Source organism: Nonomuraea thailandensis (assembly GCF_024172165.1).
In the GTDB taxonomy this organism is placed as follows: Bacteria; Actinomycetota; Actinomycetes; order Streptosporangiales; family Streptosporangiaceae; genus Nonomuraea; species Nonomuraea thailandensis.
In genome coordinates this window covers 6518679-6541596 of record NZ_JAMZEB010000002.1, presented here as the reverse complement: position 1 = coordinate 6541596, position 22918 = coordinate 6518679, and the positions used below count along the sequence as shown (strand labels likewise).

The following is a 22918-nucleotide window of genomic DNA, read 5'->3' as shown; positions in this document are numbered from 1 at the left end:
TGAAAAGGGAGAAGGCCGCAATGGTGACCGCCAAGAAGCGCAAGCGCCGCCCAGTCACCCAGGCGCAGAAGGACCGCAGCGCCGCCAGCCGCACCGGAGCACGCGAGGCGCTGCACGCCTACGCCGTGCTGTGCCTGACCAACCCAGCCGAGCTGGAGCACTTCCGCGACATCGCGGCGAGCATCGGCTGGAAGCTCGACCCCGCCAGCGACGAGCCCGGCTACTCGCTGCAGAACGCGTTGCTCCTCGCGGCGCAGCGCCGCCCCCTCACCCACTGCGGCGGCTTCGACTACTGGCTCAGCCAGGGCCGCGCCGTGGCCGAAGGAGAGAAGTCGCTCGGCACGTGGCGCCACGTCGGCCGGAAGAAGACCGACGAGGAGAAGGCCAAGGAGAAGGAGCAGGCCGAGGACGGCTGGCAGTCCTCCAAGCGCGGGCCGCGCTACTACGTGAAGAAGGGCACGTTCGACGTCGCCCAGACCGTGCCGCGCGCCCGGTGCCCGTACTGCGGCACCGCCCCGGCCGGCGAGGACGACCGCACCACGCAGTGCCCGCCGGACTGCGCCGTGTTCGCGCCCCGGGCCGGCTCCAAGCCTCCCCGCGTGATCGTCGTCGAGCTCATGCAGGCCCAGCTCCTGGAGTCGGACGAGGACGGCGAGGAGTGAACCTCGACCCGGCGACGAAGGGTGGCCGCCGCCAACTCGCCCGCAACGCCCGCGGCTACGGCTACTACGACATCCCGGCCAGCCCGGGCCAGGGGCGGCACTACCAAGTCGTCTGCCTGCTGTGTCGCGAGCGGGTCAGTGCCGCGTGGGAGAGCGACAAGACCCGAATCGCGCTGCTCGACGGCGCGATGGACGACCACCTGCTCCACGACTGCGAGCACGGCCCCCAGCAGTAATCCACCCCCGCGCAGGGCGGCGGGTGGCTGCTGCCCTGCGCCTCACCTGATGAGGCACTTTGATCACGATCAAGCACAACCACGAAGACGGCACCCTCGTCTATGGCACCCGCAAGGGCGACGGCGTGTTCGACATCATCCGCAAGTGGGAGAACGGCAACTTCAGGTTCTTCCCCTCCCTCCGCATGATCGGGCTGCGGAACTCGCGTGACCGGGTCGCCGACCGTTGGGCGATCAACGCCGCGGCGAAGGCCTTGCGCGAAGCGGGGTTCGAGGTCACCGTCGAGATCGACGACGAGCACCGCGACCACGCCCAGGTTCTGGAGGACAAGGCCGAACGGCTCGAAGACCGCCGCGACGCGCTGGAGGCGAAGGCCGGGCGGCACGCTGGCGCGGCGGCCGCCGCGCACGAGCGGGCGCACCAGATCAGTGAGCGGTTCGCCGCGGGTCAGCCCATCCTGGTCGGTCACCACTCCGAGCGGGGTGCCCGGCGCGACCGGAAGCGGATGGACCAGGCGATGCGTAAGAGCATCGACAAGGACAACCAGGCGCAGAGCGCCGCTGAGCGCGCCAACGCGGTCGGCAACCAGATGCGGCGCTCCGCGACTCCGACCGTGACCGCGCGCCGAATCAAGACGACTGAGGCCGAGCTGCGCAAGATCGAGCGGTCGTTGGAGGGCTACACCCGCAGGCACCTCGACCACCAGGGGAAGCCGATCTACATCGATCCTCACGAGGCCGCCACCGGCGACCACCGGGAGATGCTGCTCGCCCGCAAGGCCCAGCTCGAGAACCAGCTTGAGTACGACCGGGCGCAGCTCGCCGCGGCGGTCTCAGCGGGCGAGTACATCGAGTGGGGCAAGCACAACGTGCACATCGGCGACACCGTGCACTACTGGGGGATCCGGGCACGCACCGTGGTGAAGGTCAACAAGGTCACGGTCGCCGTCGAGTCTGGCTACTCCTGGCCCGACAAGGTGAAGTACACCGACATCCGCCGAGTCGAGTGCCCGCACGGCGAGGACGGTCCGGCCGTCCTCGCGCCAAATCAGCCCGCGAAGAAGGCCCTGGGCAGGCCGAAGGTCGATGTGCCGAAGCTCGACACCGAGAAGCTTCGGGCGACCGCGACTATGGCCAACAACATGACGGTGGGCCGGGACCGGGAGGCGTTCGTGTCCCCACCCGCCGTAGTCGCCAAGCTGCTGGACCTGGCCGACGTCCAGCCCGGCATGATGGTGCTCGAACCCTCAGCGGGCACCGGCAACATCGCGGCGGCGGTCGTCGAACTGGGTGCCGTCGTGTCCTGCATCGAGCTTGACCAGGGCCTCGGTCGCGTTCTCTCCGAGCGTGTCCCCGGCGCGAACAGCATCCACATCCGGGACTTCTTCGACATGGAGCCGGGCGAGGAGCTGTTTGACCGCGTGGTGATGAACCCGCCGTTCTCCGGCGGCAAGGACATCGCGCACGTCACCCACGCCCTCCGCTTCCTCAAGCCCGGAGGCAGGCTCGTCGCTGTCATGGCCGCCGGGGTGATCTTCCAGCAGTTCAAGGCGGCTGAGAAGTTCCGCGCCCTAGTTGAGGAGCGCGACGGCGAGTTCGAGCCTCTGCCTCCCGAGTCGTTCGCTCCGGCCACGGCCATCAACACGGTCGTCGTGGTCATCCCCGCCGAGCAGTAGCCGCCGACCGAACGCGCCCCCGCCCCGAGCGAGAGGCGGGGGCCTCTCCGGAGACCCCGTGAAGATCATCTTCTCATACGGGCTCGGCCTGGACTCGACGGCGATCCTGCTGCGTTGGCTCACCGAGCCAGCGTCGCGCTGGTTCGACCTGCGAGACCTCGTGATCGTGACGGCGCAGACCGGAGACGAATGGGTGGAAACCGCCTACCTCGTCGAACAGCACATCTACCCGCTGCTCGCCCGCCACGGCGTCCGCACCATCCAGGTCGCCCGAGCTGGCCGCCGCCAGGCGGACGGCATCGTGATCCTCGACGACACCACCCACCCGATCCTGTGCCTGACGTCAGCGCCAGGCGCCTACCGGCTCAGCGAGGAACTGCTGTCGGTAGCGACCGTGCCTCAGTCCGGCGGCATCAGGAAGTGCAGCCTGAAGTTCAAGGGCTGGGTCCTTGACCAGATCATCGCCCAGATCGTCGGCAACGAGGAGTTCGTCCACGTCATCGGCTTCGAGGCGGGCGAAGCCAAGCGGATGATGCGTGACATGCCGCTCGGCCCCGGCACGCGGATCCCGTCCTACCCGCTGATCGAGTGGGGCTGGTACCGCGACGACTGCGAGCAGTACGTCCTCGACCGGCTCGGCGTGCGATGGCCGAAGTCAGCGTGCGTCCAGTGCCCTTACGCATTTTCCCTGGCAGAAGGCCGGGACCGGACCATCCCGCGCTACCTGGCCAACCCCTATGAAGCGCTGCTCGGCCTCACGATGGAGCACCTGGCCGTCGCGGTGAACCCGCGCCAAGGGCTCCTCGCCGGCCAGCAGTTGTACGACCTGATCGCCTCGAACCCCGACAGCGGGCCGCTCCTGGACCTGTTCGAGCGGCACCTTGACCGGATGCCGTGGGCGATCTACGACGTGCGCCGCGCCATGGCGGCCAAGCCCGGCGACGCGATGGCCCGCGGCCAGACCCACCGGTCGCTGGAACTCCTCGTCGAGGGCACCCGCGCCGACATGCTCGCCCACCTCGACCGGGCCGCGTACCTGCTCGGCCGCGAGGTCGAGACGGACGGCCGCCACCACCGGGTGTGGCTGCGCACCCGGAACCTCTACTACCCGTGCGTCGAGCACATCCTGACCGCCGCGCCCGCGCTGGCGAACGACAAGACCTATCGCTCCTTCGAGACGGCATGGCTGGCCGGGCTCAACGGGCCCGCCCAGCTCTCGCTCTCGTTCTAACCCCTCGCTATTCGCGAAAGGCAACACCACAGATGAACCGCCACTCCGCAGTACCCCCTGCCCAAAATCACTCCGCGATGGCGCTTGTCAAGGCGAGCCGAGCCTTGCGGGCCGTGTCCGTGTTCTGGTCATTCCCTGGCCGCTACGAGGCGGTCGTCACGGCCACCGGCCGCATCATCTACCGCCAGCTCCCGGAGATGATCCGCGTCCCGTTCCCCACGGAGGGCGAGCTGGCGAAGGCCGTCGCGCAGACCCGCGCCGCGCGGTCCGCCGCCGAGGAGTCGTCCCGCAGGGAGTCCGGGTGCTGAACCGGCTTTTCCCCGACGACATCGACGTTGTCGAGATGTTCGCGGGCGGCGGCGGCTCTGGAACCGGGATCGCCGCCGTCCCTGGCACCAAGATTAGGTTCGCTGCCAATCACGCCAAGCCCGCGAAGTGGACGTACGTCGAGAACCACCCCGACGTGAACTTCTGGCTCGGCGACGTCCAGCAGGCCGATGCCATCGAGAAGTTTCCGTACGCCAGCTTTTTCTGGGCCTCGCCGGCCTGTCCAGCGTTCTCCACGGCCTCGGGCGAGACGCGGTACTTCGACAAGGAAAACCAGATGGCCCTCTGGGCCGACGACCTGGACAACCTGACCGAGCACCAGAAGACCCGCATCCGGTCGAGGGCTCTGATGGAGGAGGTCGTCACTTACCTGCGCCACTGCCAGGAGAAACACGGCAAGCCGGTGCTCGGGTTCGGCGTCGAGAACGTGGTCCAGGCGAGGTTGTGGGCGCACTGGGACCGGTGGATCCGGGAACTGCGGAAGCTCGGCTACATCATCCAGATCCACGCCGTAAACGCCGCGCACGTGCAGGGACGCACCACGCTGCCGACCCCGCAGTCCCGCGACCGGATGCTTATTTCCGGCATCCACGAGAGCGTCGGGCGCACGCCGAACTACCGCAAGTGGTTCGACCCGTACGCCTTCTGCCCCCGCCACGGCGGATGGGTGCAGGCCGTCCGCGCGTGGAAGAAGCGCGGCGTGGACGTGGGTGTCTACGGCATCAAGAACGGCCAATACGTGTGGGTGTGCCCCGAGGCCGCGTGCCAAGGCCAGCTCATCGAACCGCCCCGTCTCCCGGCTGCGTACACGATCGACTGGACCGACCTCGGCACCCCGATCGGCTCCAGGAAGAAGACGAAGAAGAAGCCCGAGGGCCTGGCGCCCAAGACGATCGCCCGCATCCGCGCCGGGGTCGAGGAACACTGGATCAAACCGTTCATCACGCCCGCGGGCGGCACCTGGAACGACGGGCCCAGGGGAGTGGACGAGCCGATCCCCGCGCTCACTACGCGGGAGGCGAACGCGCTCGTCGTGCCGTGCGAAGGCCGCGACGGGAAGGTGGCACGGCCGGTCAGCATGCCGAAGCGGACCAGCACCACCCGGAACGAGGATGGCATCGCCTTCCCCCCGGACGCGCAGCCAGGCGTGTTCCCCTCGTTCCTGTCGCTCATGCGCTCGGGCCGACCGCGCAACACAGACCCGACCACGGACCCGCTGGCCACCCTCGTCTCGGACGGCTCCAACCACGGGCTGGCTACTGACCCAGCCTTCAAGGACGGCATGTTGCCGCTGATGTTCCCGTTCCGGGGCGGTGGCGACGAGTTCAAATCCCGGCCCGCGTTCGAGGACCCCGCGCACGCGGTCACGGCCGGCGGCTTCCACCACGGGCTCGGCGTCCCTCCCGGCTGGCAGCCGCCGCCAGCGCTGCTCATGCGCAACAACGGCAGCCGGGGCGACGGGCGCGAGCACGTCACCCCGACGAGCGAGCACATGCGGACGGTCACCACGACCGGGCACCAGTCGCTCGTCACCGCGCCGCCTGGCCTGCCCCTGCCGGAGACGCTGCTCATGGCGTACTACGGCAACGGGCGCACGCAGAGCGTGGACGAGCCCCTGGGGACGATCCCAACCCGGGACCGGTGGGCGCTGCTCACCCCGGACGGCCAGATCGACGTGTCGTCCATCCTGTTCCGGATGCTCCGGATCCCGGAGCTCCAGCGGGCCCAGTCGTTCCCGGACCGCTACGTGTTCGTCGCCGACAGTGCCCGAGACAAGGTGAAGCTCATCGGCAACGCGGTCCCGCCGCCCATGGCCGAGATTCTGACCTGCGCCCTGATCGAGGCGTTCCTGGGGATCGAGCTGTCTCGTTTCGAGTACGACAACGCAGCTTGAGCCGCTGATTGCGGTCCCGCTTCCGGCCCCGCCCGTACGGCGGGGCCCTTCTCTTCAGCGAAGGAGATCGTCATGGCCACCCGCCATGTCGTGCAGATGAGCGGCGGCATCGGCTCGTTTCACGCCGCCCGGCGAGTCAAGGCCCGGTACGGCACGGACAACCTCGTGCTGCTGTTCGCCGACACCCTCACCGAGGACGAAGACCTCTACCGGTTCATGGACGACGCCAGCGCCCACCTGGGCGTCGCACCGACCATCGTCGCGGACGGCAGAACGCCGTTCGAGGTGTTTTTCGACGTCAAGTGGCTCGGCAACTCGCGGCTCGCGCCCTGCAGCAAGCACCTCAAGCAGGTGCCGTGCCGGAAATGGATGACCGAGCACTGCGACCCCGACCACACCATCGCCTACGTCGGATTCGACCACGCAGAGACTCGACGCCTGCCGGGCACCGTGGCCGGCTGGTCGCCGTGGCAAGTCGAGTTCCCCATGTGCGACGAGCCGCACTGGGGCAAGGACCGCATGCTCGACGAGTGCAGGGCGCTCGGCATCGCGGTGCCTCGTCTGTACGAGCTGGGCTACGAACACAACAACTGCGGCGGCCTGTGCGTCCGAGCCGGGCGCGAGCAATGGCTGCTCACGCTGGAGAAGTTCCCGGAGCGGTACGCCTACGCCGAGGAACTGGAGGAGAAGTTCCGCGTCACGCACGACAAGGACGTGGCGATCCTCACCGAGACTGTCGCCGGGGTCAAATACCCGCTGACGCTCGCGGAGCTGCGCCGCCGGTATGAGGCCGGGCTGGTCCGTCGTCGCAAGAAGGTCCGGCAGCCGAGTCTGTTCGACACCGCGGCGGCTTGCTACTGATGTACGCGCCGCTGTATCTGGCGCCGCCGTCCACCGCGCGGATCCGGGAGCACGTCCACGCGCGCCGGCTCGGCGCCATCCTCACCCCCTCCTCGGGCAACCGCGTCCCCGAGGAGGGCTGGTGGGCCGCCGACTCTGGCATCTTCGGCAGCACGTACGTCGGCGACGAGGCGTACATGGAGTGGCTGGAGGAACGCGCGCCGTTCGCCGACCGGTGCTTGTTCGCGACCGCGCCCGACCTCCCCTTCAACGCGTTCGCCACCGTGAACCGCTCATACCCGTACCTCGACCGCATCCGGCGAATGGGATACCCGGTCGCGATGGTCGCCCAGGACTACCTCGAATTCTGCGACTGGTGGGCCTGGGAGGACTTCGACTGCCTGTTCATCGGCGGATCAACGTCCTGGAAGCTCAGCCCCGCAGCCGCCGTGCTCGCGCGCGCCGCGTGCGCTGCCGGGCTGTGGGTCCACGTCGGGCGGGTCAACTCGTTCAAGCGGATGCGGTACGCCGCGGCGGCGATGGACGCCGACTCCGCTGACGGGACACTCCTCGCCAACGGCCCAGACAAGCACCTGCCGTCCGTTCTGCGCTGGACGTGGCAACTGCTGCTTGAGAAAGCGCCGTCGCTGATCGACGCGTGCGAGCTGGTCCACGACCCGTACGACGGCCGCTACGACCTCGCCTCCACACGCCCGGTCACGGCTCCACCGCGCACCCCCGCCCACGCGCCCGAACCCGTACAACTCACCCTGATCTGAAAGGGGCCCTCTGATGTCCGTTATGTGCTTCCACTGCCGTGAACCGCTCGACCAGTGCAGGCGCGCCCTGCTGCAGGACGCTACCGACAAGGCGGTCAAGGAGATCGGCTTCGCCGCGCTCGCCGCCGAATCCGACGACCAGGCCGTGCAGACTGTGTCCGCGTGGGACGCCGCCCGCGCGGTCAACGACTTGGTGGACCTCATCGTCGCCCAGAACTACAGCATCACCGTGGACGAAGCGTACGAGCAGGCCCGCGCGCTCATCGACGGCCACATATGGGCTCATTAAAGGAAGTCGCACGCGGCTAAACGCTCTGTCCATGCCGCATCGATCAAAACGTGGAGGCTTTTTCAGTATTTGCCCCTCCGAGGCCGATGGCCGACATGAGCCGGTCCCACCAAAAGGGAGCCCCGAACATAAGGGCTACGATTGTCGCAATAAAGCCTAACCAGTGAGGAGGAGTGATAAGTCGCTCCATCCACTCTACGCCGTTCCAGTGTGCAGTTGGCGGGCCAGTAGAGAACGACATGCTGATCGGTGCATTGCCGAATACCTGGATGATCGGTGGTTGGCTGAGGCAGTAGGATCCGCCCTCTTCTAGGCGGCACCTTGCGGCAAGCGGTTCGGCGATTGTGTCGTTAGCAGATAGCAGGCTTCGGAGGGCGTTATCGTCGATAATTGCTTGGACGTATTCAAATGAGTCTATTGTAAAGAAAATTGTCAGTAGTGTACTGAGCACCATCAACGGGCCCCGGGTGTGGCGGCGATAAAGCCTGTTCAACTGCTGCATCTCGGCCACGAACCACTCTTCTACTCCTCGCTGGAACCGATCGTAGTCGCCTTGCGAGCCTGCCCAGAGTGCACTTAACGGCGCATGCGCTGGACTGTGCCTGGCTTTCATAGAATCGAGCATCTGTTCCACGCTACTGAAAGCCTCAGAAATTTCGCTGATCGCTAAGGCGAAGCGCTTAGCTGGAATGTGACTAATGCTGGTACGCCTGCCTCTAGCATGGTCCATTTCGCGAATGCGCTCGTATAGTAGCTCGGTGAACGTGCAGTTGGGGAGTTTGGACGCATCAGGCAAAGGCGGCGGAGGCTCGTCTGAATACGCTGGGCGCGGATCCCTGGTGAAGCGCAAGATGCGAACGGTGCTGGCCGTGGAGACTGGTAGCCAGCCTTCGCCGGTAGCAATTCCGCCATCTAGAGTGTCGCGTAAGTATGCCCACAGAAATTTGGGGCGTGTGGAGAACGCTGCGAATATTGCCTCGCTGATTCCGTACACCACCAGCGAAAGGATCACAAAGGCTGCGACGAGGCTAACGGCGAGATCTAAAACAACGCTTCCCATCTTGGCCACCACCTTGCTAGGAAAACTGGCCACTTTGTGTGTCGCGGCCAGGCGTCACATCGTTACGACTGTCGACGAGTCGATGGAGTGATACGCAACGGCCTGTTGCTGGTCGATACGCCCGGTGGCGTCAGCCTGTGTGGTGGGATGCCGCATCATCGCGCAGAAGAGGTTCTGGCCTGACTAGGGCCAACTCTCTCGCCCGCAGTAGGCAGATCGGCAGCAATGGGAACCCGTGCCCTGTGGAGCCGGTAGAGCGCTCACGGTTGCGCAACTGGCGCGAATGATGTGTCATATGCGTCTGGCGCGTACTCTACGGTCTCGTGTCAATCCATCGTCACTCTCGGGGGAGTGCAGCGTGAACAAGGCAGACATCATCGAGGAGTTCCGCCAGCGGACCAACGCGCCGTCCCGCGCCGCCGCGGCGCGGGGCGTCCAGGCGTTCATCGACATCATCGTCGGCACCGTCGCCGCCGGTGGTGAGGCCCGCGTCGGCGGGCTCGGCGTGTTCGACCGCAGCTATCACAAGGCCACGGCCCGCCGGAACCCGAACACCAACGAGGTGGTCGAGGTGCCCGGCAAGTGGGTCATGCGGTTCAAGGCGGCCACGAAGGTCAAGGCCGCCGTCAACAAGTAACACCAGCTCGTCGGCGGTCCGCTGCGGGGGCGCGGACCGCCGACGTTTCCATTTGCGAAGGACACCACGTGAAGCGATCTGACATGGACGCCGCCCTCGACGAGCTGTACGCCGCGGTGCCGCAGCCAGGCTGCAAGGGCTTGTGCGTCGATAGCTGCGGCCCGGTCGGGATGAACCCGCGCGAGCACCAGCGAATCCGGGAGCGAGGCGTGAAGATTCCGCACCACCGGGACGCGCTGGCCCAGCTCATCGAGACCGGCGACTACACCTGTCCTGCGCTGAAGGACGGGCAGTGCAGCGTGTACGACGTCCGGCCGATGTCCTGTCACCTCTGGGGCGCGGTCGAGTCGATGCCGTGCCCGTACGGCTGCCGGCCCGAGGAAGGGCTGCTGCCGGACGCAGAGGGGCACGCGCTGCTCGCGCAGTCCCTCGACGTCGGCAAGCCGGACCCGCTCGACGCCGAGCAGCTCGGACGTCTCAAGCAGCGGTTCGACGACCCGAACTTCCGGCGCACCCTGAAGGAGTACGTGCAGGAGAACCGGCCCGCCGCGAACCCGGAGAAGACCCTTGAACGCTGGCGCAGCAAGGCCGCCGACTACGGCTTCAGCATGCCCGCGGGGACGGCCGGAGAGCGACAGCGCCGCTGGCGTGGATGAGGCAGCGGCTCAGTTACTCGGAGTCGTCCTCGTCCACATTGACCAGGTCGCGCTCGTCGAGGTATGCCTCCATGGCGTCGTTGAGGACGGCCATTCCGCCCATCGCTTCCTGTCTGCACGCGGCGGCGAGCCTGGCCCTCGTGTTCCGCTTGAGCCGGACCGTGGCAAGGGGCGCGACGGGGTATGCGCGAGGTGTGCCGGGCATCTGGCTGGGGTCGCGCGGCAGCGCGAGGTCGGCCTTCTTGATCGGTTCAGGAAACTCGGTCTTGATGGGCGGCTGCAGCGCGTCGCAGTACGCGTTGATCGCCAGCTCCCAAGCTTCTTGCGGACCCCGACCGTCTTCTTCAAGAGCCGTGGTGAGGCGGTCGTCGAGGTGCTGGTACAGGTAGATGCTAGTGGGGGCGAGGCCGGTCCATCGGACTGCTCGAACCCGCCGTGACCCAGATCGGCGTGTTGATTGCGGCCCCGCTTCTTGCTGCTGCTCGGTGGTGAGGTCATCGAACAGGGCGAGGTGCGAGTCCTGCGACGGCTCCGGGGTGTGCGACATGTGTGGCTTCCTGTGGCTGTGCTGTGGCGTTTGATCTCACCGTACGGGGTCCGTGTCGCGCGTGTCGCGTGTAGCGTCCCCTGCTGCTCATTTCCCAAGCTCACAAGTGCAACCCTCCTAGTTATCCATATCGCCCTACTTAATGTAATATAAGAGTGATCGCAATGCGCATGATCATTTTCTTACGCAACCTGGTGGCACGCCGCTACCGGCACCAACACTGCAACCCGAAGGGCGTTCGCATGGAAACCCGGCTCTACACCCGCACCAACCCCAACAACGGCCAGATCGAAATCAAGCACTACGAGATCATCCCCAACGCCCGGCCCGACGAGATCGGCCCCGTCTTCCAGACCCACTTCTGGGGGACAGAGGCTCCGGCCGACTTCTTCGCCAACCACGACTACTACGACGACGTGGACGTGCTGTGCCTCGCGGACATCTACTCGGACACGTTGGACGGACCGCTGCCCGACTTCCTCGAAACCACCTGGAAGGAGCACGACGCCGAAGGCTGGGTCCTCCTGCCCACGCCCGAACCGCACGAGTACACCTGCGCAGGCTCGCCCGTCGCAGTCCTCCGTGCGGACGGCAGCAACATCATCGAGATCGCCGCCCTGCCCGGCAGTCGCACCGTCGAGGGCAGTCTCGAAAGGATCACCCTCGAAGAGGCTCTGGGGCTCATCAACAGCCTCACCGACGCCATCGAGGAAGAGAAGTGGGCGTGACCGGGCAGCAACGTGTGCGAGAGACGTTCCGCCTCGGCTTCTACGCATGGAACGTCACCGCCGCCATGCGCATCGTCGAGGGCCGCGAGCCCGACTGCATCCAGGTAGAAAGGGCCGCCGCGCTGCTGTGGCTGGTCTACGTCAATAAGGCCCACGCCGCCACCGTGGACCTGACCCGTCCCCTGATCCTCGTCCCCTTCGAGGGTACCGGGAACATCCCCATCGACGGCTGGCACCGCATCTGGAAGGCCAGGCGCGAGGGGATCGAAACGCTTCCCGCGCTCGCCCTCACGTCCGAGGAAGAGTTCCGAGTTCGCATGCACGGCGGCGACAAAGGCCCTGGTTATCTCCGCTAAAAGCGCTAACACAATCAGCTTCCTCGCCCGCCCGGGCGGGGAAGCTCCCCCCTCACACGGGAGAAGCACGTGAAGAAACTCGCCTTCCTCGACCTTGAAACGACCTCCCTCGACGAACGCCACGGCGACCTTTGGGAGATCGGCCTCATCATGCGTGACCTGCGCCAGCCGATCAGGACCGACATCGAACACTGGTGGCAGGTCCGCCCGGACCTGACGCTCGCCGACCCCAACGCCCTGAAGGTCGGCCGGTACTACGAGCGGTGCCGCGTCAGGCGCTCGCCCATCGGCGCTGGCCGGAAGCTCTCGCCCGCCATCAACCTCGGCAGTCCGTGGATCCACGAGTACACCGGCGAGCCCCCGGCAGAGGGCGACTGGTACATGCAGGCCAGCGCCGGAAGCATCGCCGCCACGATCGCCCGAGAGCTGGACGGTGCCACCATCGTCGCCAACAACCCGACCCACGACCGGAAGTTCGTGGACAAGTTCCTGCGGGCCAACGGGCAGCTCCTCACCGCCCACCACCGCATGATCGACATCCGCGCCCTGCTGATCGGCTACGTAGACGGCCGACTGTCCGCCTACGACGGCAAGGTGGACGAGGCGTTCGGAGCCGAGGCCGTGCCGTACGTTGAGGACTGGCTGGGCGGCTACATGGACAGCCCGTCCTGGGAGATCGTTGGCGTCGCCCAGGACGCGGGCACCAAGCACACCGCGCTCGGGGACGCCCGCCTCGACCGCGATGTGTACGACGCGATCCGGTGCAGCCGATGACCAGCATCTCTGGCTACATCACTCGCGACGAGATCGCCCAGGTGGCCGGACTGCTGTGCGCCAAGCCCGGCGAGTCGGCCGAAACCGCATCCGTCCAGGCCACCGCCGTCGAGGGGCAGTACGAGAACGCCCTCACCCTCACCCGAGCCTGGGTCGAGGTGCAGGAAGTCCGAGATGAAGCCCGGAGGGACGCCGACCACTACGGCGGCACCTGGGAACTCCACATGCCCAACCGGCCCGAGCTGTTCGACCTCGAATACGACGACGAGGACCAGCCGATCTACAGCCACCCTGAGGACTACGACGAGGCCGAAGACCGGCGCGTGGCCATCGAGATCGTCCGCACGCTCAGTACCCGGTACGGGCTGACGCCATACGAGATGCGGCCGCAGTGATCTCCTCGTGGGACGTCTTGTCCCTGATCTGGGCGGTCGGCGTCGCCCACACCGCGCCGCGCATCCTCAAGCGGTGGTCCCTCATCACCACCTGCGACCCGATCGACCTGTGCCAGGGCTGCCGCGACGAGCGCAGGCACGTCAAGCAGGACGCCATGGTCTACGACGTCATGGGCCCCGTCGGCGGCGCGCTGCAGGTCCTGATCGAGGCGTCCATCTGGTACCTCCAGCCGTTTATCCCCGCACTGCGCAAGCTCGCAGGGCGGGAGCCGCTGCCCACCTGCTCCAAGGGTTCATGCCTGGCCTACACCCGGAGGCAGGCGTGAGCGCGCACGACAATCTCTCCATCCCCACCTCCACCGAAAGGAACCCCCTCATGAAGCCCACCATCCGCGTCGTCGTCTGCCTCGTCGCGCTGCTGCTCATGCTGGCGATGTGGCTCACCTTCGCCTATCTGATGAAGGACACCGGCCTGATCACGTGGATCCTCGGTCTGGGCCTGGTCGCGATGCTCGTCATGGGCAACTGGGTCACCGAGCTGGCCGCCGACCAGCCGGCCGGGCGCGAGCCCGCGCAGGGCAGTGAAAAGTGATGGCCGTTGACTTCAGCCACCTTGGCGTCACCGACGATCAGGCGCGCGACCTCTTCAAGCTCGGCGCGGCGGTCTGTGCCGCCGCCGACCTCAAGTTCAACACGTTGTGGTGGGCCCTTGACCACTTCGAGAACGAGGACGATCTGGTCGAGACCGGCGCCAAGGTGTGGAAGCAGATCGAACAGGACGGGTCTGCCTGACGGTAGGCGATGCTGACGGGCGGCCCGGCGTAAGCTGGTCGCGCGTATCTGCACAAATACGCGGGGAGCCCCGGTGCCGTTTGGCGCCGGGGCTCCCCAGTCTTCGGCTCGTCGCCTTCCCGCCCGATCGGCAGACCCCTAATGTCTATAAAGGTTCCCGGTATGTATACTTCGGCCATGACGAAGCGAGGCCCACGGGGTCCAGTGCCGATCTACCAGGTGATCGTCAACGCCATCAAGGACGACATCGCCGCCGGCAAACTTAAGCCCGGCCAGGCACTCCTCACGGAAGCCGAAATGTGCGCGACCCACCAGGCGTCACGGCTGACAGTGCGCAGAGCCCTGGAGGTGCTGCGCGAGGCAGACGTCATCTACACCATCCGTGCCGATGGCTCCTACGTCGGACCGCGCGACGCTCCGCAGATCCGCGAGCCGCGTGAGTTCGAGAAGATCGCCGCCGACCTCGCAGAGGGCATCAAGCGGGGTGACTACGGGCCGGATCAGGTGCTGCCCTCGCAGTTGGAGTTGATCGAGCAGTACGGCGTGGCCAAGAAGACCGCCAGTGCCGCCGTGGCTTTGCTCCGTGAGCAGGGATGGGTATACACCGTGCCCGCGATCGGAACGTTCGTCACAAGCCGCGATAAATGGCCGAATATCCGTTGACCTGCGGGGTTGTGTCCGCGTTTGCGATTACGGGCATGGAGCCGGGCAGATTGTGACCTGTCCGGCTCCATGTGTTTCTCAACGCTCGACGCGCTCGTATCCGCCATCCATCGCGTAAACATCGACGATTGACGCTGCGGGGCGCCGGCGCACAGCCGCCAGCGCGCTGACAGCGACGATTAGCCCGGCCGCCACCATGAAGGCCACGTCTAGGCCCTCGACTTCACGGGACCCGACGGCATGGACGAGAAACACCGCAAACGTCACCGTGCCCACGACAAAGACCAGCGCGATTGCTGCCATCGCTCGTGTCATGATCTAGTCCCATTACCTCTCGTTGCGCCTCCGCAGTGCGTCGGCATCAAGAATCGTTAATGGTATGACGATCTTGTACTGGCTATGGTTGACGTCGGACGCCGATTTAACGTCTCACAGCAAAATTACGAGCGTCGCCCAGGTGGCCGCCGCCCCGGTCGCGGTACGCGCGAGCACCTGAGCAGGCGTGTGGTCGCGGATCTCCGTGCGAGCCCATCCGATCAACGCCACCACGACGGCGCCGACAGCGAGCACTCGCAGTGGTGCTGGCAGGATCAAGCAGGGGACGTTCCGGCCTACAGCAGATGTGCGGTTACGAAAAGCTTCGTCAAGACGCGAGCTGTGCGGCTCTCTCGGCGCTGATCTTCTTGAACTGTGCCGAGACCTGACGCAGCCATGCCGCCTCCCTGCTCACCTTGTCCGTGCTGTCTTCTTCGCCAGTGAGATCCGGACCAGGGATCCGTCCAGTCGGCACCCCCGACTCTTGACCGGCGCGGGCGGCTTTCAATGCCTCGGCAACCCACTGGGCCACCTCGGCGGGATCGCCGTTCGCAGGCGGTTCGTGGACCGAAGTGAGGTTCAGCATCCCGTCCTGGATCTCCACCATTCGGCGCACGAGACGGGTCTGCAGTGAGCCCTTCATACCGAGCGACACGGTTGGGTACTGGCGGACGATCGCCTCCCACAGGGGCTGCAGTTCCCGCAGTTCGGCCCGTTGCCGCAGGCGGGTGGTCGCTGCGCGCCAGGCTGGAATTGACGTGCCCGCCGTGATGAACACGATGCAGATGAGGAACGACGTCTTGTGCAGCACCAGGATTTCCCGCCAGGTGGTGGCCGGGTTGATCAGGTGCGCCACGTTCACCACCATGACGTGGCCACGGTTGACCACGCCGGCGAGGTTCCCGATGGTGGACAAGATCAGCCCGAACCGCAGGAGCGGCGGTGCAAGCCGCGCATGCTGGGCGAACATCCAAGCCGCGGCGCATCCGCACGTCATCAGCCACGCGTCGAACGCAACCAGGTAGATGCGGCCCTGAATGGCGGTTTCCCCGGGTCCGGTCGCGCCGTCCGCCCAGTAGATGCGGCCCCCGCGCGAAAGAAACATCACGAACAGCAAGACAATGACGGCCAGCGCGGTCGGCCAGACCCAGCGAGCCCGGGACGGCCGATCCCGGCGGGTGATCGCCTCTACATACGCCAGCAAACACGCCGCTGAGGCTAGGCCGGTGACGTGGCGGAGCAGAGTAGCCAACTCGGTGCCAGTGGTGGTGTCCATCCATTCGACAACGGGTGCCGCTGAGAACACCCTGGATAAAGCGAGGGCAGTAAACGCGGCCCACAGCATTCGCTGCTCGAATGAATGCCGGGCGGACCGTATGCGGGAGATCGACGCCCCCCACAGCAGCACGAGGGCAATCCAGTCCACAACGCTCACGCGTCGTCGCCTCCAAGGTCGTATCCGAATGTTTTGCCGATCTTGCGCAGGCCCTCGTCGCCGCCTTCGGGCGGGGTGTGGGCGCGCGTCAGGATGAGCGTGGCGAGCTTCTCGGCGTCGCGCTCCTCGACGGTCTCGTATCGGCTGCGTGCTGCCATTCCCGTCACCGAGAGCCCGAGGAGTCGGCGCATGGCCTCCTCGACATCACCGCCGACCTTGCCGTGGCCGAGAAGCATGTGGGAGACCTCATGCAAGACGATGTTGACACGCAGCAGCCCGGCGGCACCGGGAGCGACGAAGATGTGGTCGGCCTTCGTCGTCGCGACCCATATCCCGGATACGGCGCTGGCGGCCTCGGCGGGCAGGTCGAGCATGTGCAGGGGGCGCTTCCGTACGGCCCGGATTCGAGCGATGAAAGCATCCAGGGTGAACGGCTGCGGGAGCGGCGCCGTTGATAGGGCAGCCAGTAGCGTGGGGGACGGCAATATCACAACCTTTCGGTCAGGCCTGCGACAGGCTACCCGCGCCCGTGATCGGATCGCCTACTGCACGTCTGTGTTGCCGTGGAGTTGCTCGGCTTGGCGCATCGCCTCGACCATCTTCTCGATGGCCTCCAGCGAAAGCGGGGACAGGCCGACCATGCGCTCGGCGATGTTCTGCACGCCGAGTTCGGCCAGGCCCTCGCGGACCGTTTGGTGTCGTTGCTGGTCCTCTGCGCTGAGCTGCGGTGGGGGCGGGTCCTCACCGAGAAGCCAACTGACCGACACGTCAAACAACTGCGCTAGCGCGATTACGACCTCGGTTGAAGGGTTGGTGCGCTTGCCCCTCCGCAGACCGCTGATGTAGGCGTGGGTGATGGCCAGATCCGGATGGGTGCGCTTCATTTCGCGCTGGGCTTGACGGGCGGACCAGCCCTTGTCCTTCAACGCTTCTTCTAGCCGCTCGGCGAAGGTCGCCACAGCCACCCCATTCCTCACGCCCGGCTTGCCCTATTCGGACGCCGTTCGCCTACATTAAGCCTGATTGCCAACGGTACACGACCGGCAGGAATGGTAGCCGTCAGTTGACAATATTCATCTCTGCGGGAAAGATCGTTTGCTCTGGCAGTAAGCCAGCCGACAAGCTTGCCAGCCTCCGTCGCCGGTCTTTTCTCCTGCTGAGTCGGAGCCCGATGCGGGGGTACTAAGAGGTGTTCGGACTGGATCCGTCCGTGCACATCGGCGGTATGTGACGTCGGCGGCGGAGAGGACGGGGACCAACTTCATGATCAGTTACGAGGCGCGCGTGTGGCTGCTCAGCATGGCGACTATGTCGGTCGTGAGCTGGGTGGCGACGGCGTCTTGCCTTCTCATCCTGATCGACATGGACAAACTGACCGGCCAGGCGGCGGTGCTGCTGCTGGCGTGGATCATGGCTGTATCTGCACCAGTAACGTTCCACGCCATCTCGGGCTGGCGGCGCGTGCGCACCGTTCGCCGAGTGCTCGCGCTCGGCCAGAAACAACGCACGGCCGTTCGAGGCTTTGCTGAGGAGATCACTAGCCTGCGGTGAGAATGGTTGTCAAGCCGCTGGGGAAGACGTTGGCGTGCGGGGTCTCCGCGTAGTTCCAGCTTGGTGCCTAGGCGTTGCGCCACTGGATGAACGACCGCTACTTGCGTCGGAAGATGCGCAATTGGGCGCCGTACGCCTTCAGCGTTGACTCAACGTTCGACAGCAGGATCTTCTCCATCTCGGCCTTCTCGGCGGCTGTAACGCCACGTAGCGCGCGGATTTCGCCAAGCATCTTCTGAAGTATCTGCTGCAGGGAGTCGGGAGCGAGCTTCGGGTCGATGTCCGCAAGCGCTGGGTCGGCCGCAGTGCGCTCACGGATCCACTCGCGGAACAGTTCGGCCGCCATTGGCCGGCTCCGCTCGTACAAGTCGTCTGGCGTGACGAGAGGCTCGCCCGCCAGGTCGTTGATCGCGGCTGCCATGAGCACGAGTTCCCGGTCTTCCGGGATCCTCTCGCCCGATTCGATGCGTCGCCAGGTGGGTTCGGACATCGCTTCGCGGGCCAGTTCCTTTGCGCGTGCGGCGGCGGCGCGGGTGGGGATGCCTCGCTTGAGCCCTCCGGGATTCTTGCGACGATCAATGAGGTACTGAACTACTTCTGAGGGCTGATTGAGGTCGGCCACGGCGAGTTGGGTGTCCCTTCAGGGTGTTTGATGCGTCATACGAGTCTGGCGCAACGGTATCAACTGACGCGTCAACGCGTGATATGTCATCGCGAAGTTGCTGATTACATAGCGTGACATACGCGAGGTAGCTGCGATGACGCATAAGACGCGTCAGACGTTGCGTGGTGCGTCAGGACGCGATAGTGTCGGTTATGTCGGTGTGATCGTGTGCGACCGAAACGGGAACGCACAGATGAACACCCGGCAAACCAAACCCCCAAGCCACGGAGCGTCATATCGCCATGCCCAACGGCATCCTTCGCTGGGAAGACCCGGCGCCTGTCAAAACCCCCACCAACAAGGAGTACGAGCCGATCGCCGCCGAACTCCAGAAGAACCCCAACCGATGGGCTGTCGTCGCAGAAACTCCCGACACCCCTGAAGGCAGGCGTGACGCCAACCGCCTGTACAACGCAGTCAAGAACGGCTACCGCGGCTTCCGCAACGACGACAGCGGAACGTTCCAAGCCGTTACCCGCACCATCACCAAGGACGGAGGCGGCAAGGCTGTCCTCGTCCACGTCCAGTACGTCCCCCGCTAACAGCGGTGCCGCATTCAGCATGACCAACATCACGCAAGCGCCGCCTCCCGACGACCTGGCGCAGCTCATCGCCACAAGAGCTGCCGAGCACTGGAACTCCGACGCCAAGTCCGCGCTCACCCGTCTGCTCGCCGACGTCCTCGGCGACTACGACGCCGCCTATCAGCTCGTCGAGGAGACCGGCCGAAAGCTTCTGGCCGCCGAATACGAAGAGGACCCCCAGTGACCCCACCGAGCCCTGCGCTCCCCACCGAAGCGGAGCTGACCGCCTACCTCGGCGCTCTCAATACCGACGACCCCCAGCTCACGCCAAGCCGACCGAGCTACCGCGGCGGGCCCGCCCTCGACCCGATGACCGAGGACGAATACCGGTTCGGCTGGTTCGGCCAGGCCGACTATGACGGGCACCTCGGCGGTGGTGCGTGAGCATCACCATCCGCGAGGACGAGCGCGACGAGTACGACCCGAGCCACGCCGTCCCCACCAGCGCAGGCCGCTACTACTGCGACCCGATGCTTGCCCCGGACGACCCCAACCGGATGAAGATCTCCGTCACCAACGCCATCGACCAGCACATGATCGAGGCCCTGGCCCCCGCCGCCGCGAGGGACACCGCGATCTGGCTGATGGACAACCTCCCCGCCGCGAACCGCGCGGCCGCCGACCCCGACGACATGGAAGCGTTCATCAAGCTGGCCAAGGCGCAGTACCGAGTCCAGTGGGACAAGAAGGCTGACCTCGGCTCTCGCGTCCACGCCATCGGCGAAGCGATCAATCTCGGCAAGGCGTACATCCCTGACGAGGAAGCCGAACCGTTCGTCGAGTCCTACCGCCAGTTCCTCGCCGACTTCGGGGTGGACCTGCGTCGCGACATCATGACGGCCGAGTGCACGGTGCTCAACCGCACGATCCCGTACGGCGGTACGAGCGACATCTGGGCCCGCTTGCGGTTCCCCGGCCCGACGTCGCCGATTGCGCCGAAGTTCAAGCCGCGCGCGGTCCCAGCAGACCCGATCCCGACCCCGTCCGGGCTGTGGCTCATCGATATGAAGACCTCGCTGACCAAGCCAGCCAGCGCCGTCTATGACGACTACCTCCTGCAACTCGCAGCGCTGCGGAACGCAGAGGTTGCCCTGGTGTGCCCGCCGTCGTGCAGGTACGGCGAGACCGACGACCACGACGCCAGCCACGAGTTCCCCGTTCCGGAGTTTGCGGGCGCAGCGATTCTCAACCTCCGTACGAACGGCTACGGCTTCGTGCCGCTCCCGGCCGACCGTGACGCGTTCGACGCGTTCTGCGGGCTGCTGCCGCTCGCGCACTACGTCCACGGGCTCGAAATGCGCGGCCACAAGCCCATTCAGCCCCCGAGCAAGACCACCAGGAAGGACGCCGCCTGATGCCCATCGACCCCTCCGTACTGCAGCGCCGCCACTGGCAGGACGGCCGGATCCGCCTCGGCATCAAGAAGATCAGCCGGAACGGCAAGGAGTATCCCAGCAAGATCGACACGTTCCGGTTCACGTCGCCGTCCGAGGACATGATCCGGGGCGTCGCCGAGAAGTACGGCGGCGAGGTCAAGCCATGGAAGTCGCCGCAGGGACCGCAGTTCGAGGTCATCACCAACGCGCAGCGCATCCCCGTCATCGTCCCGCCCAACGGCCTGAGCCAGAACATGGAGCTCTGGGACGGCAAGCTGTGCATCCGCCGCTGCACTGGCGTCGCGATGCAGGCTCCGTTCGTCGGCCCGTGCCTGTGCGGGGCGGACGTCGAACTCAAGAGGCGGCCGTGCAAGCCCCACACCCGACTCGGTGTCTTCCTCAAGGAAGTGCCCAGCCTGGGCCTGTGGCGGCTGGACAGCAAGGGCGGCAACGCCGCAGCCGAGCTGCCCAACGCCGCCGAGTTCCTGGCCCACGCGGGGACGTACGTGGACGCCTGGCTGTACGTGGCCGAGCGCACCGGCTCGTTCCTCGACCCGAAGGACAACGTGGTCAAGGCGACCACGTACATGGTGCCCGGCCTGACGATCGAGGGTATCGGCTTCGACGAGCTGATGTCGGGCGAGGTCGCGCGCCGCGCCGAGCTGGGCCGCGGTGGTGGCGGTCAGCGGGCGATCGAGGCCGCGCCCGCGACCGACTACCTTGCGATGATCGAGGCCGCCACTGACCGAGATGCGGTCGTGGCCGTCTGGAGGACCTCCAAGCTCGACCCCGCCTGGCAGGGACGAGGAGAGGAAGTCGAGGCCGCGGCCAAGGCCCGCGTCGCCACCTTCCCCCCGCCGCCGGACAAGAACGCCCCACAGGGACAACCCGCCTCGGCCGCTGCACAGCCGGACGAGCGCAATGCTCCGCGCGAGGACCCTCCGCACAGCCCGGCGCCAGCCTCGGACGCGCCGCCGGCGGCGAGTGACCCCGAAGCGGACCGGATCCGCCAGCACATCATGACCGCGTGGGCGGGAACGACGAGCCAGCTCCACACCGCGTTCCGCGACCGCACCGGCACCACCATGAAGAACGCGACCCTGCAGCAGCTCCAGCAGTTCGCCGACCAGCTCGGCCAGCCCGCCGCAGGTCCGATCGCGGACGAACCCCGCAAGGCGTCCGAACGCGCCGAAGCGCTCCTCGAGGCCGCCCGCGCGCAGAACACCGCGGCGCCGGCCGACGACGGCGACGACATCGTGGACGCGGTGGTCGTCGAGGACGAGGAGCAGCCGAAGCCCACCGCCAAGGCGCTGCGCGACCTCGGCGTGTGGTTCGGCGAGGCAGGAGTTACGGGCCACACCGGCAAGGGGTCGGCCGCGAAGAACGACGAAGCTCGATTCGCCTGGATCACCGAGCACATGGGCGTCACCGTCACCTCGACGAAGGAGCTCAACGCCGCCCAGGTGAACGACGGGGTCAAGCTGCTCATGCAGCAGGCCGCCGCCCGCCGCAAGGACCTGCAGCAGCGCATCGCCGCCGTGTGGTCCGACCTCGGCGGCACCAACCAGCAGTTGCCCGCCGCGTTCGAGCAGGCCATAGAGACGCCAGTTGGTGGGGCATCAAACGCTGACTTCGCTGCCTTCCTTCAGAAGCTCAGCGACGGAGAAGTCACCCCGGACGGCGGCCAGTGATGCGCCTGACCAACGACCAGCGTGCGGCACTCCGCGCTGACCGACTCACCCGAGACAAGCGCGAGCGTGAGCGGCGTGCCACCACTTTCGCCGAGATCGCGCACCACGCAGGAACGTGCCAAGACCGCCGCAACTGCCTGCTCTGCAAAGCGTTCCGGCTGCTCGTCGAGTACATACCCGAACCTACCGTTCGCGAGGACTACGCCAACATCCGTCACCAGCTCGACGAGCAGCGGGAGCGCCTGGAGCGGATCCGCGACGTGCACCAGAACCTGTCCGAAGCCGCTCGTCTCGGAACGCCGCTGGCCCGCACTGTCCACGACGCCGCGTGGGTCGTCCTCGTCCGCCTCGCCAACGCCTGGCACGGCGAGGAGGTCGAGGACCCGTACACCCCGCTCAAGCCCGACTACTTCATCTGATCAACCTCGGCCCGGCGTTGCACTGCCGACGACGGGTCCGCCCCTCAAGGAGTCCCCATGAAGTCCATCACCGTCGAGTACGACGACGTCACCCCCGCCACGGTCGAACATCGGCTGACCGACCAGGAAACCGTCCTCGCGATGGGGAACCGCCGCTACCCCGCGGCGCTAAATGACCGGGCCGCCCTCCTGGAGGCCCTGCAGATCGCCGACAAGCTGTCCGGCGCCGTCGTCGGCTGGCGCGGCGACATCGTGGCCTCGCTGCAGAAGCTCGACAACGAGCGGTACGCCCGCGAAAACGCCGCCATCTGACCTCAGCATCGTGACCGGCCCGCGCCGAC

General features: G+C 66.4%; 35 protein-coding genes. 27 read left to right on the top strand and 8 right to left on the bottom strand.

Going from position 1 to position 22918, the window contains the following annotated elements:
• Positions 1–20: 20 nt before the first annotated feature.
• The 9 genes from HD597_RS33780 (at position 21) to HD597_RS33740 (ending at position 7934) form a co-directional block, all read left to right on the top strand.
• Positions 21–662 carry an ArdC-like ssDNA-binding domain-containing protein gene (locus HD597_RS33780; RefSeq protein ID WP_253747230.1) on the top strand — a complete coding sequence of 214 codons (642 nt, stop codon included), beginning with the start codon at positions 21–23 and terminating at the stop codon, positions 660–662.
• The gene (locus HD597_RS33775) at positions 659–898 is read left to right on the top strand and encodes a hypothetical protein (protein ID WP_253747229.1); all 240 of its coding nucleotides are present in this window, start codon (positions 659–661) and stop codon (positions 896–898) included. The genes HD597_RS33780 and HD597_RS33775 overlap by 4 nt, the downstream gene beginning before the upstream one ends.
• A 59-nt stretch (positions 899–957) precedes the next feature.
• Complete coding sequence (locus HD597_RS33770; protein WP_253747228.1) at positions 958–2574, top strand: DUF3560 domain-containing protein; 1617 nt, start codon at positions 958–960, stop codon at positions 2572–2574.
• A gap of 58 nt (positions 2575–2632) precedes the next feature.
• Positions 2633–3805 carry a hypothetical protein gene (locus HD597_RS33765; protein WP_253747227.1) on the top strand — a complete coding sequence of 391 codons (1173 nt, stop codon included), beginning with the start codon at positions 2633–2635 and terminating at the stop codon, positions 3803–3805.
• A 77-nt stretch (positions 3806–3882) separates the two neighbouring features.
• Entirely contained in the window at positions 3883–4113 is a 231-nt protein-coding gene (locus HD597_RS33760) for a hypothetical protein (protein ID WP_253747226.1), read from the top strand.
• Complete coding sequence (locus HD597_RS33755; RefSeq protein WP_253747225.1) at positions 4107–6026, top strand: DNA cytosine methyltransferase; 1920 nt, start codon at positions 4107–4109, stop codon at positions 6024–6026. Before HD597_RS33760 ends, HD597_RS33755 begins: the two co-directional genes overlap by 7 nt.
• Before the next feature lie 72 nt (positions 6027–6098).
• Complete coding sequence (locus tag HD597_RS33750) at positions 6099–6887, top strand: hypothetical protein (RefSeq protein WP_253747224.1); 789 nt, start codon at positions 6099–6101, stop codon at positions 6885–6887.
• Positions 6887–7645 carry a hypothetical protein gene (locus tag HD597_RS33745; protein WP_253747223.1) on the top strand — a complete coding sequence of 253 codons (759 nt, stop codon included), beginning with the start codon at positions 6887–6889 and terminating at the stop codon, positions 7643–7645. Before HD597_RS33750 ends, HD597_RS33745 begins: the two co-directional genes overlap by 1 nt.
• Before the next feature lie 13 nt (positions 7646–7658).
• Complete coding sequence (locus HD597_RS33740) at positions 7659–7934, top strand: hypothetical protein (protein WP_253747222.1); 276 nt, start codon at positions 7659–7661, stop codon at positions 7932–7934.
• A gap of 43 nt (positions 7935–7977) precedes the next feature.
• Here HD597_RS33740 and HD597_RS33735 read toward each other — a convergent pair whose 3' ends face one another.
• The gene (locus HD597_RS33735) at positions 7978–9006 is read right to left on the bottom strand and encodes a hypothetical protein (RefSeq protein WP_253747221.1); all 1029 of its coding nucleotides are present in this window, start codon (positions 9004–9006) and stop codon (positions 7978–7980) included.
• 346 nt (positions 9007–9352) lie between these two features.
• Between HD597_RS33735 and HD597_RS33730 the strand changes: the two genes are divergently transcribed.
• Both HD597_RS33730 and HD597_RS33725 read left to right on the top strand, forming a co-directional pair.
• Complete coding sequence (locus tag HD597_RS33730; protein ID WP_253747220.1) at positions 9353–9631, top strand: HU family DNA-binding protein; 279 nt, start codon at positions 9353–9355, stop codon at positions 9629–9631.
• A gap of 68 nt (positions 9632–9699) precedes the next feature.
• On the top strand, positions 9700–10287 hold the full coding sequence (locus HD597_RS33725) for a YkgJ family cysteine cluster protein (protein WP_253747219.1): 588 nt from the start codon (positions 9700–9702) through the stop codon (positions 10285–10287).
• Positions 10288–10300: 13 nt separating this feature from the next.
• On the opposite strand, the gene HD597_RS33720 is transcribed toward HD597_RS33725, so the two are convergent.
• Positions 10301–10834 carry a hypothetical protein gene (locus HD597_RS33720; RefSeq protein ID WP_253747218.1) on the bottom strand — a complete coding sequence of 178 codons (534 nt, stop codon included), beginning with the start codon at positions 10832–10834 and terminating at the stop codon, positions 10301–10303.
• A gap of 170 nt (positions 10835–11004) precedes the next feature.
• Here HD597_RS33720 and HD597_RS33715 point away from each other — a divergent pair, with 170 nt between their 5' ends.
• The 8 genes from HD597_RS33715 (at position 11005) to HD597_RS33680 (ending at position 14542) form a co-directional block, all read left to right on the top strand.
• Entirely contained in the window at positions 11005–11562 is a 558-nt protein-coding gene (locus tag HD597_RS33715) for a hypothetical protein (protein ID WP_253747217.1), read from the top strand.
• Positions 11559–11918, top strand: coding sequence for a hypothetical protein (locus HD597_RS33710; protein ID WP_253747216.1), 360 nt, complete (start codon positions 11559–11561; stop codon positions 11916–11918). The genes HD597_RS33715 and HD597_RS33710 overlap by 4 nt, the downstream gene beginning before the upstream one ends.
• A gap of 69 nt (positions 11919–11987) precedes the next feature.
• The gene (locus HD597_RS33705) at positions 11988–12692 is read left to right on the top strand and encodes a hypothetical protein (RefSeq protein ID WP_253747215.1); all 705 of its coding nucleotides are present in this window, start codon (positions 11988–11990) and stop codon (positions 12690–12692) included.
• Positions 12689–13087 (top strand): hypothetical protein, encoded by a 399-nt coding sequence (locus HD597_RS33700; protein WP_253747214.1) that lies wholly within the window; start codon positions 12689–12691, stop codon positions 13085–13087. Before HD597_RS33705 ends, HD597_RS33700 begins: the two co-directional genes overlap by 4 nt.
• The gene (locus HD597_RS33695; protein ID WP_253747213.1) at positions 13084–13413 is read left to right on the top strand and encodes a hypothetical protein; all 330 of its coding nucleotides are present in this window, start codon (positions 13084–13086) and stop codon (positions 13411–13413) included. The genes HD597_RS33700 and HD597_RS33695 overlap by 4 nt, the downstream gene beginning before the upstream one ends.
• Positions 13414–13463: 50 nt before the next feature.
• A complete protein-coding gene (locus tag HD597_RS33690; RefSeq protein ID WP_253747212.1) occupies positions 13464–13679 on the top strand; it encodes a hypothetical protein in 216 nt (71 codons plus the stop codon).
• Positions 13679–13879 (top strand): hypothetical protein, encoded by a 201-nt coding sequence (locus HD597_RS33685; RefSeq protein WP_253747211.1) that lies wholly within the window; start codon positions 13679–13681, stop codon positions 13877–13879. Before HD597_RS33690 ends, HD597_RS33685 begins: the two co-directional genes overlap by 1 nt.
• Before the next feature lie 204 nt (positions 13880–14083).
• A complete protein-coding gene (locus HD597_RS33680) occupies positions 14084–14542 on the top strand; it encodes a GntR family transcriptional regulator (RefSeq protein ID WP_253747210.1) in 459 nt (152 codons plus the stop codon).
• Positions 14543–14620: 78 nt separating this feature from the next.
• Here the strand turns inward: HD597_RS33680 and HD597_RS33675 are convergent, their stop codons facing one another.
• The 5 genes from HD597_RS33675 to HD597_RS33655 form a co-directional block, all read right to left on the bottom strand.
• On the bottom strand, positions 14621–14845 hold the full coding sequence (locus tag HD597_RS33675; protein WP_253747209.1) for a hypothetical protein: 225 nt from the start codon (positions 14843–14845) through the stop codon (positions 14621–14623).
• A gap of 126 nt (positions 14846–14971) precedes the next feature.
• On the bottom strand, positions 14972–15112 hold the full coding sequence (locus tag HD597_RS33670; protein WP_253747208.1) for a hypothetical protein: 141 nt from the start codon (positions 15110–15112) through the stop codon (positions 14972–14974).
• A 73-nt stretch (positions 15113–15185) separates the two neighbouring features.
• Positions 15186–16292, bottom strand: a complete 1107-nt coding sequence (locus HD597_RS33665; protein ID WP_253747207.1) for an MAB_1171c family putative transporter — start codon at positions 16290–16292, stop codon at positions 15186–15188.
• On the bottom strand, positions 16289–16666 hold the full coding sequence (locus HD597_RS33660; protein WP_253747206.1) for a hypothetical protein: 378 nt from the start codon (positions 16664–16666) through the stop codon (positions 16289–16291). Before HD597_RS33660 ends, HD597_RS33665 begins: the two co-directional genes overlap by 4 nt.
• Positions 16667–16834: 168 nt before the next feature.
• Complete coding sequence (locus tag HD597_RS33655; RefSeq protein ID WP_253747205.1) at positions 16835–17251, bottom strand: helix-turn-helix domain-containing protein; 417 nt, start codon at positions 17249–17251, stop codon at positions 16835–16837.
• Between the two features lie 304 nt (positions 17252–17555).
• Between HD597_RS33655 and HD597_RS33650 the strand changes: the two genes are divergently transcribed.
• Positions 17556–17843, top strand: coding sequence for a hypothetical protein (locus HD597_RS33650; protein ID WP_253747204.1), 288 nt, complete (start codon positions 17556–17558; stop codon positions 17841–17843).
• A gap of 97 nt (positions 17844–17940) precedes the next feature.
• Here HD597_RS33650 and HD597_RS33645 read toward each other — a convergent pair whose 3' ends face one another.
• Positions 17941–18465 (bottom strand): hypothetical protein, encoded by a 525-nt coding sequence (locus tag HD597_RS33645; protein WP_253747203.1) that lies wholly within the window; start codon positions 18463–18465, stop codon positions 17941–17943.
• Positions 18466–18749: 284 nt separating this feature from the next.
• Here HD597_RS33645 and HD597_RS33640 point away from each other — a divergent pair, with 284 nt between their 5' ends.
• Genes HD597_RS33640 through HD597_RS33610 form a run of 7 tightly spaced genes read left to right on the top strand, consistent with a single transcriptional unit; the run spans position 18750 to position 22889 of the window.
• The gene (locus tag HD597_RS33640; RefSeq protein WP_253747202.1) at positions 18750–19049 is read left to right on the top strand and encodes a hypothetical protein; all 300 of its coding nucleotides are present in this window, start codon (positions 18750–18752) and stop codon (positions 19047–19049) included.
• A gap of 19 nt (positions 19050–19068) precedes the next feature.
• Positions 19069–19275, top strand: coding sequence for a hypothetical protein (locus HD597_RS33635; RefSeq protein ID WP_253747201.1), 207 nt, complete (start codon positions 19069–19071; stop codon positions 19273–19275).
• On the top strand, positions 19272–19475 hold the full coding sequence (locus HD597_RS33630) for a hypothetical protein (protein ID WP_253747200.1): 204 nt from the start codon (positions 19272–19274) through the stop codon (positions 19473–19475). Before HD597_RS33635 ends, HD597_RS33630 begins: the two co-directional genes overlap by 4 nt.
• Positions 19472–20446 (top strand): hypothetical protein, encoded by a 975-nt coding sequence (locus HD597_RS33625; protein ID WP_253747199.1) that lies wholly within the window; start codon positions 19472–19474, stop codon positions 20444–20446. Before HD597_RS33630 ends, HD597_RS33625 begins: the two co-directional genes overlap by 4 nt.
• Positions 20446–22158: a recombination directionality factor gene (locus tag HD597_RS33620; RefSeq protein ID WP_253747198.1), complete on the top strand. Its 1713-nt coding sequence runs from the start codon at positions 20446–20448 to the stop codon at positions 22156–22158. Before HD597_RS33625 ends, HD597_RS33620 begins: the two co-directional genes overlap by 1 nt.
• A complete protein-coding gene (locus HD597_RS33615; protein ID WP_253747197.1) occupies positions 22158–22577 on the top strand; it encodes a hypothetical protein in 420 nt (139 codons plus the stop codon). The genes HD597_RS33620 and HD597_RS33615 overlap by 1 nt, the downstream gene beginning before the upstream one ends.
• 57 nt (positions 22578–22634) lie before the next feature.
• Positions 22635–22889 (top strand): hypothetical protein, encoded by a 255-nt coding sequence (locus HD597_RS33610; RefSeq protein ID WP_253747196.1) that lies wholly within the window; start codon positions 22635–22637, stop codon positions 22887–22889.
• Positions 22890–22918: the final 29 nt, after the last annotated feature.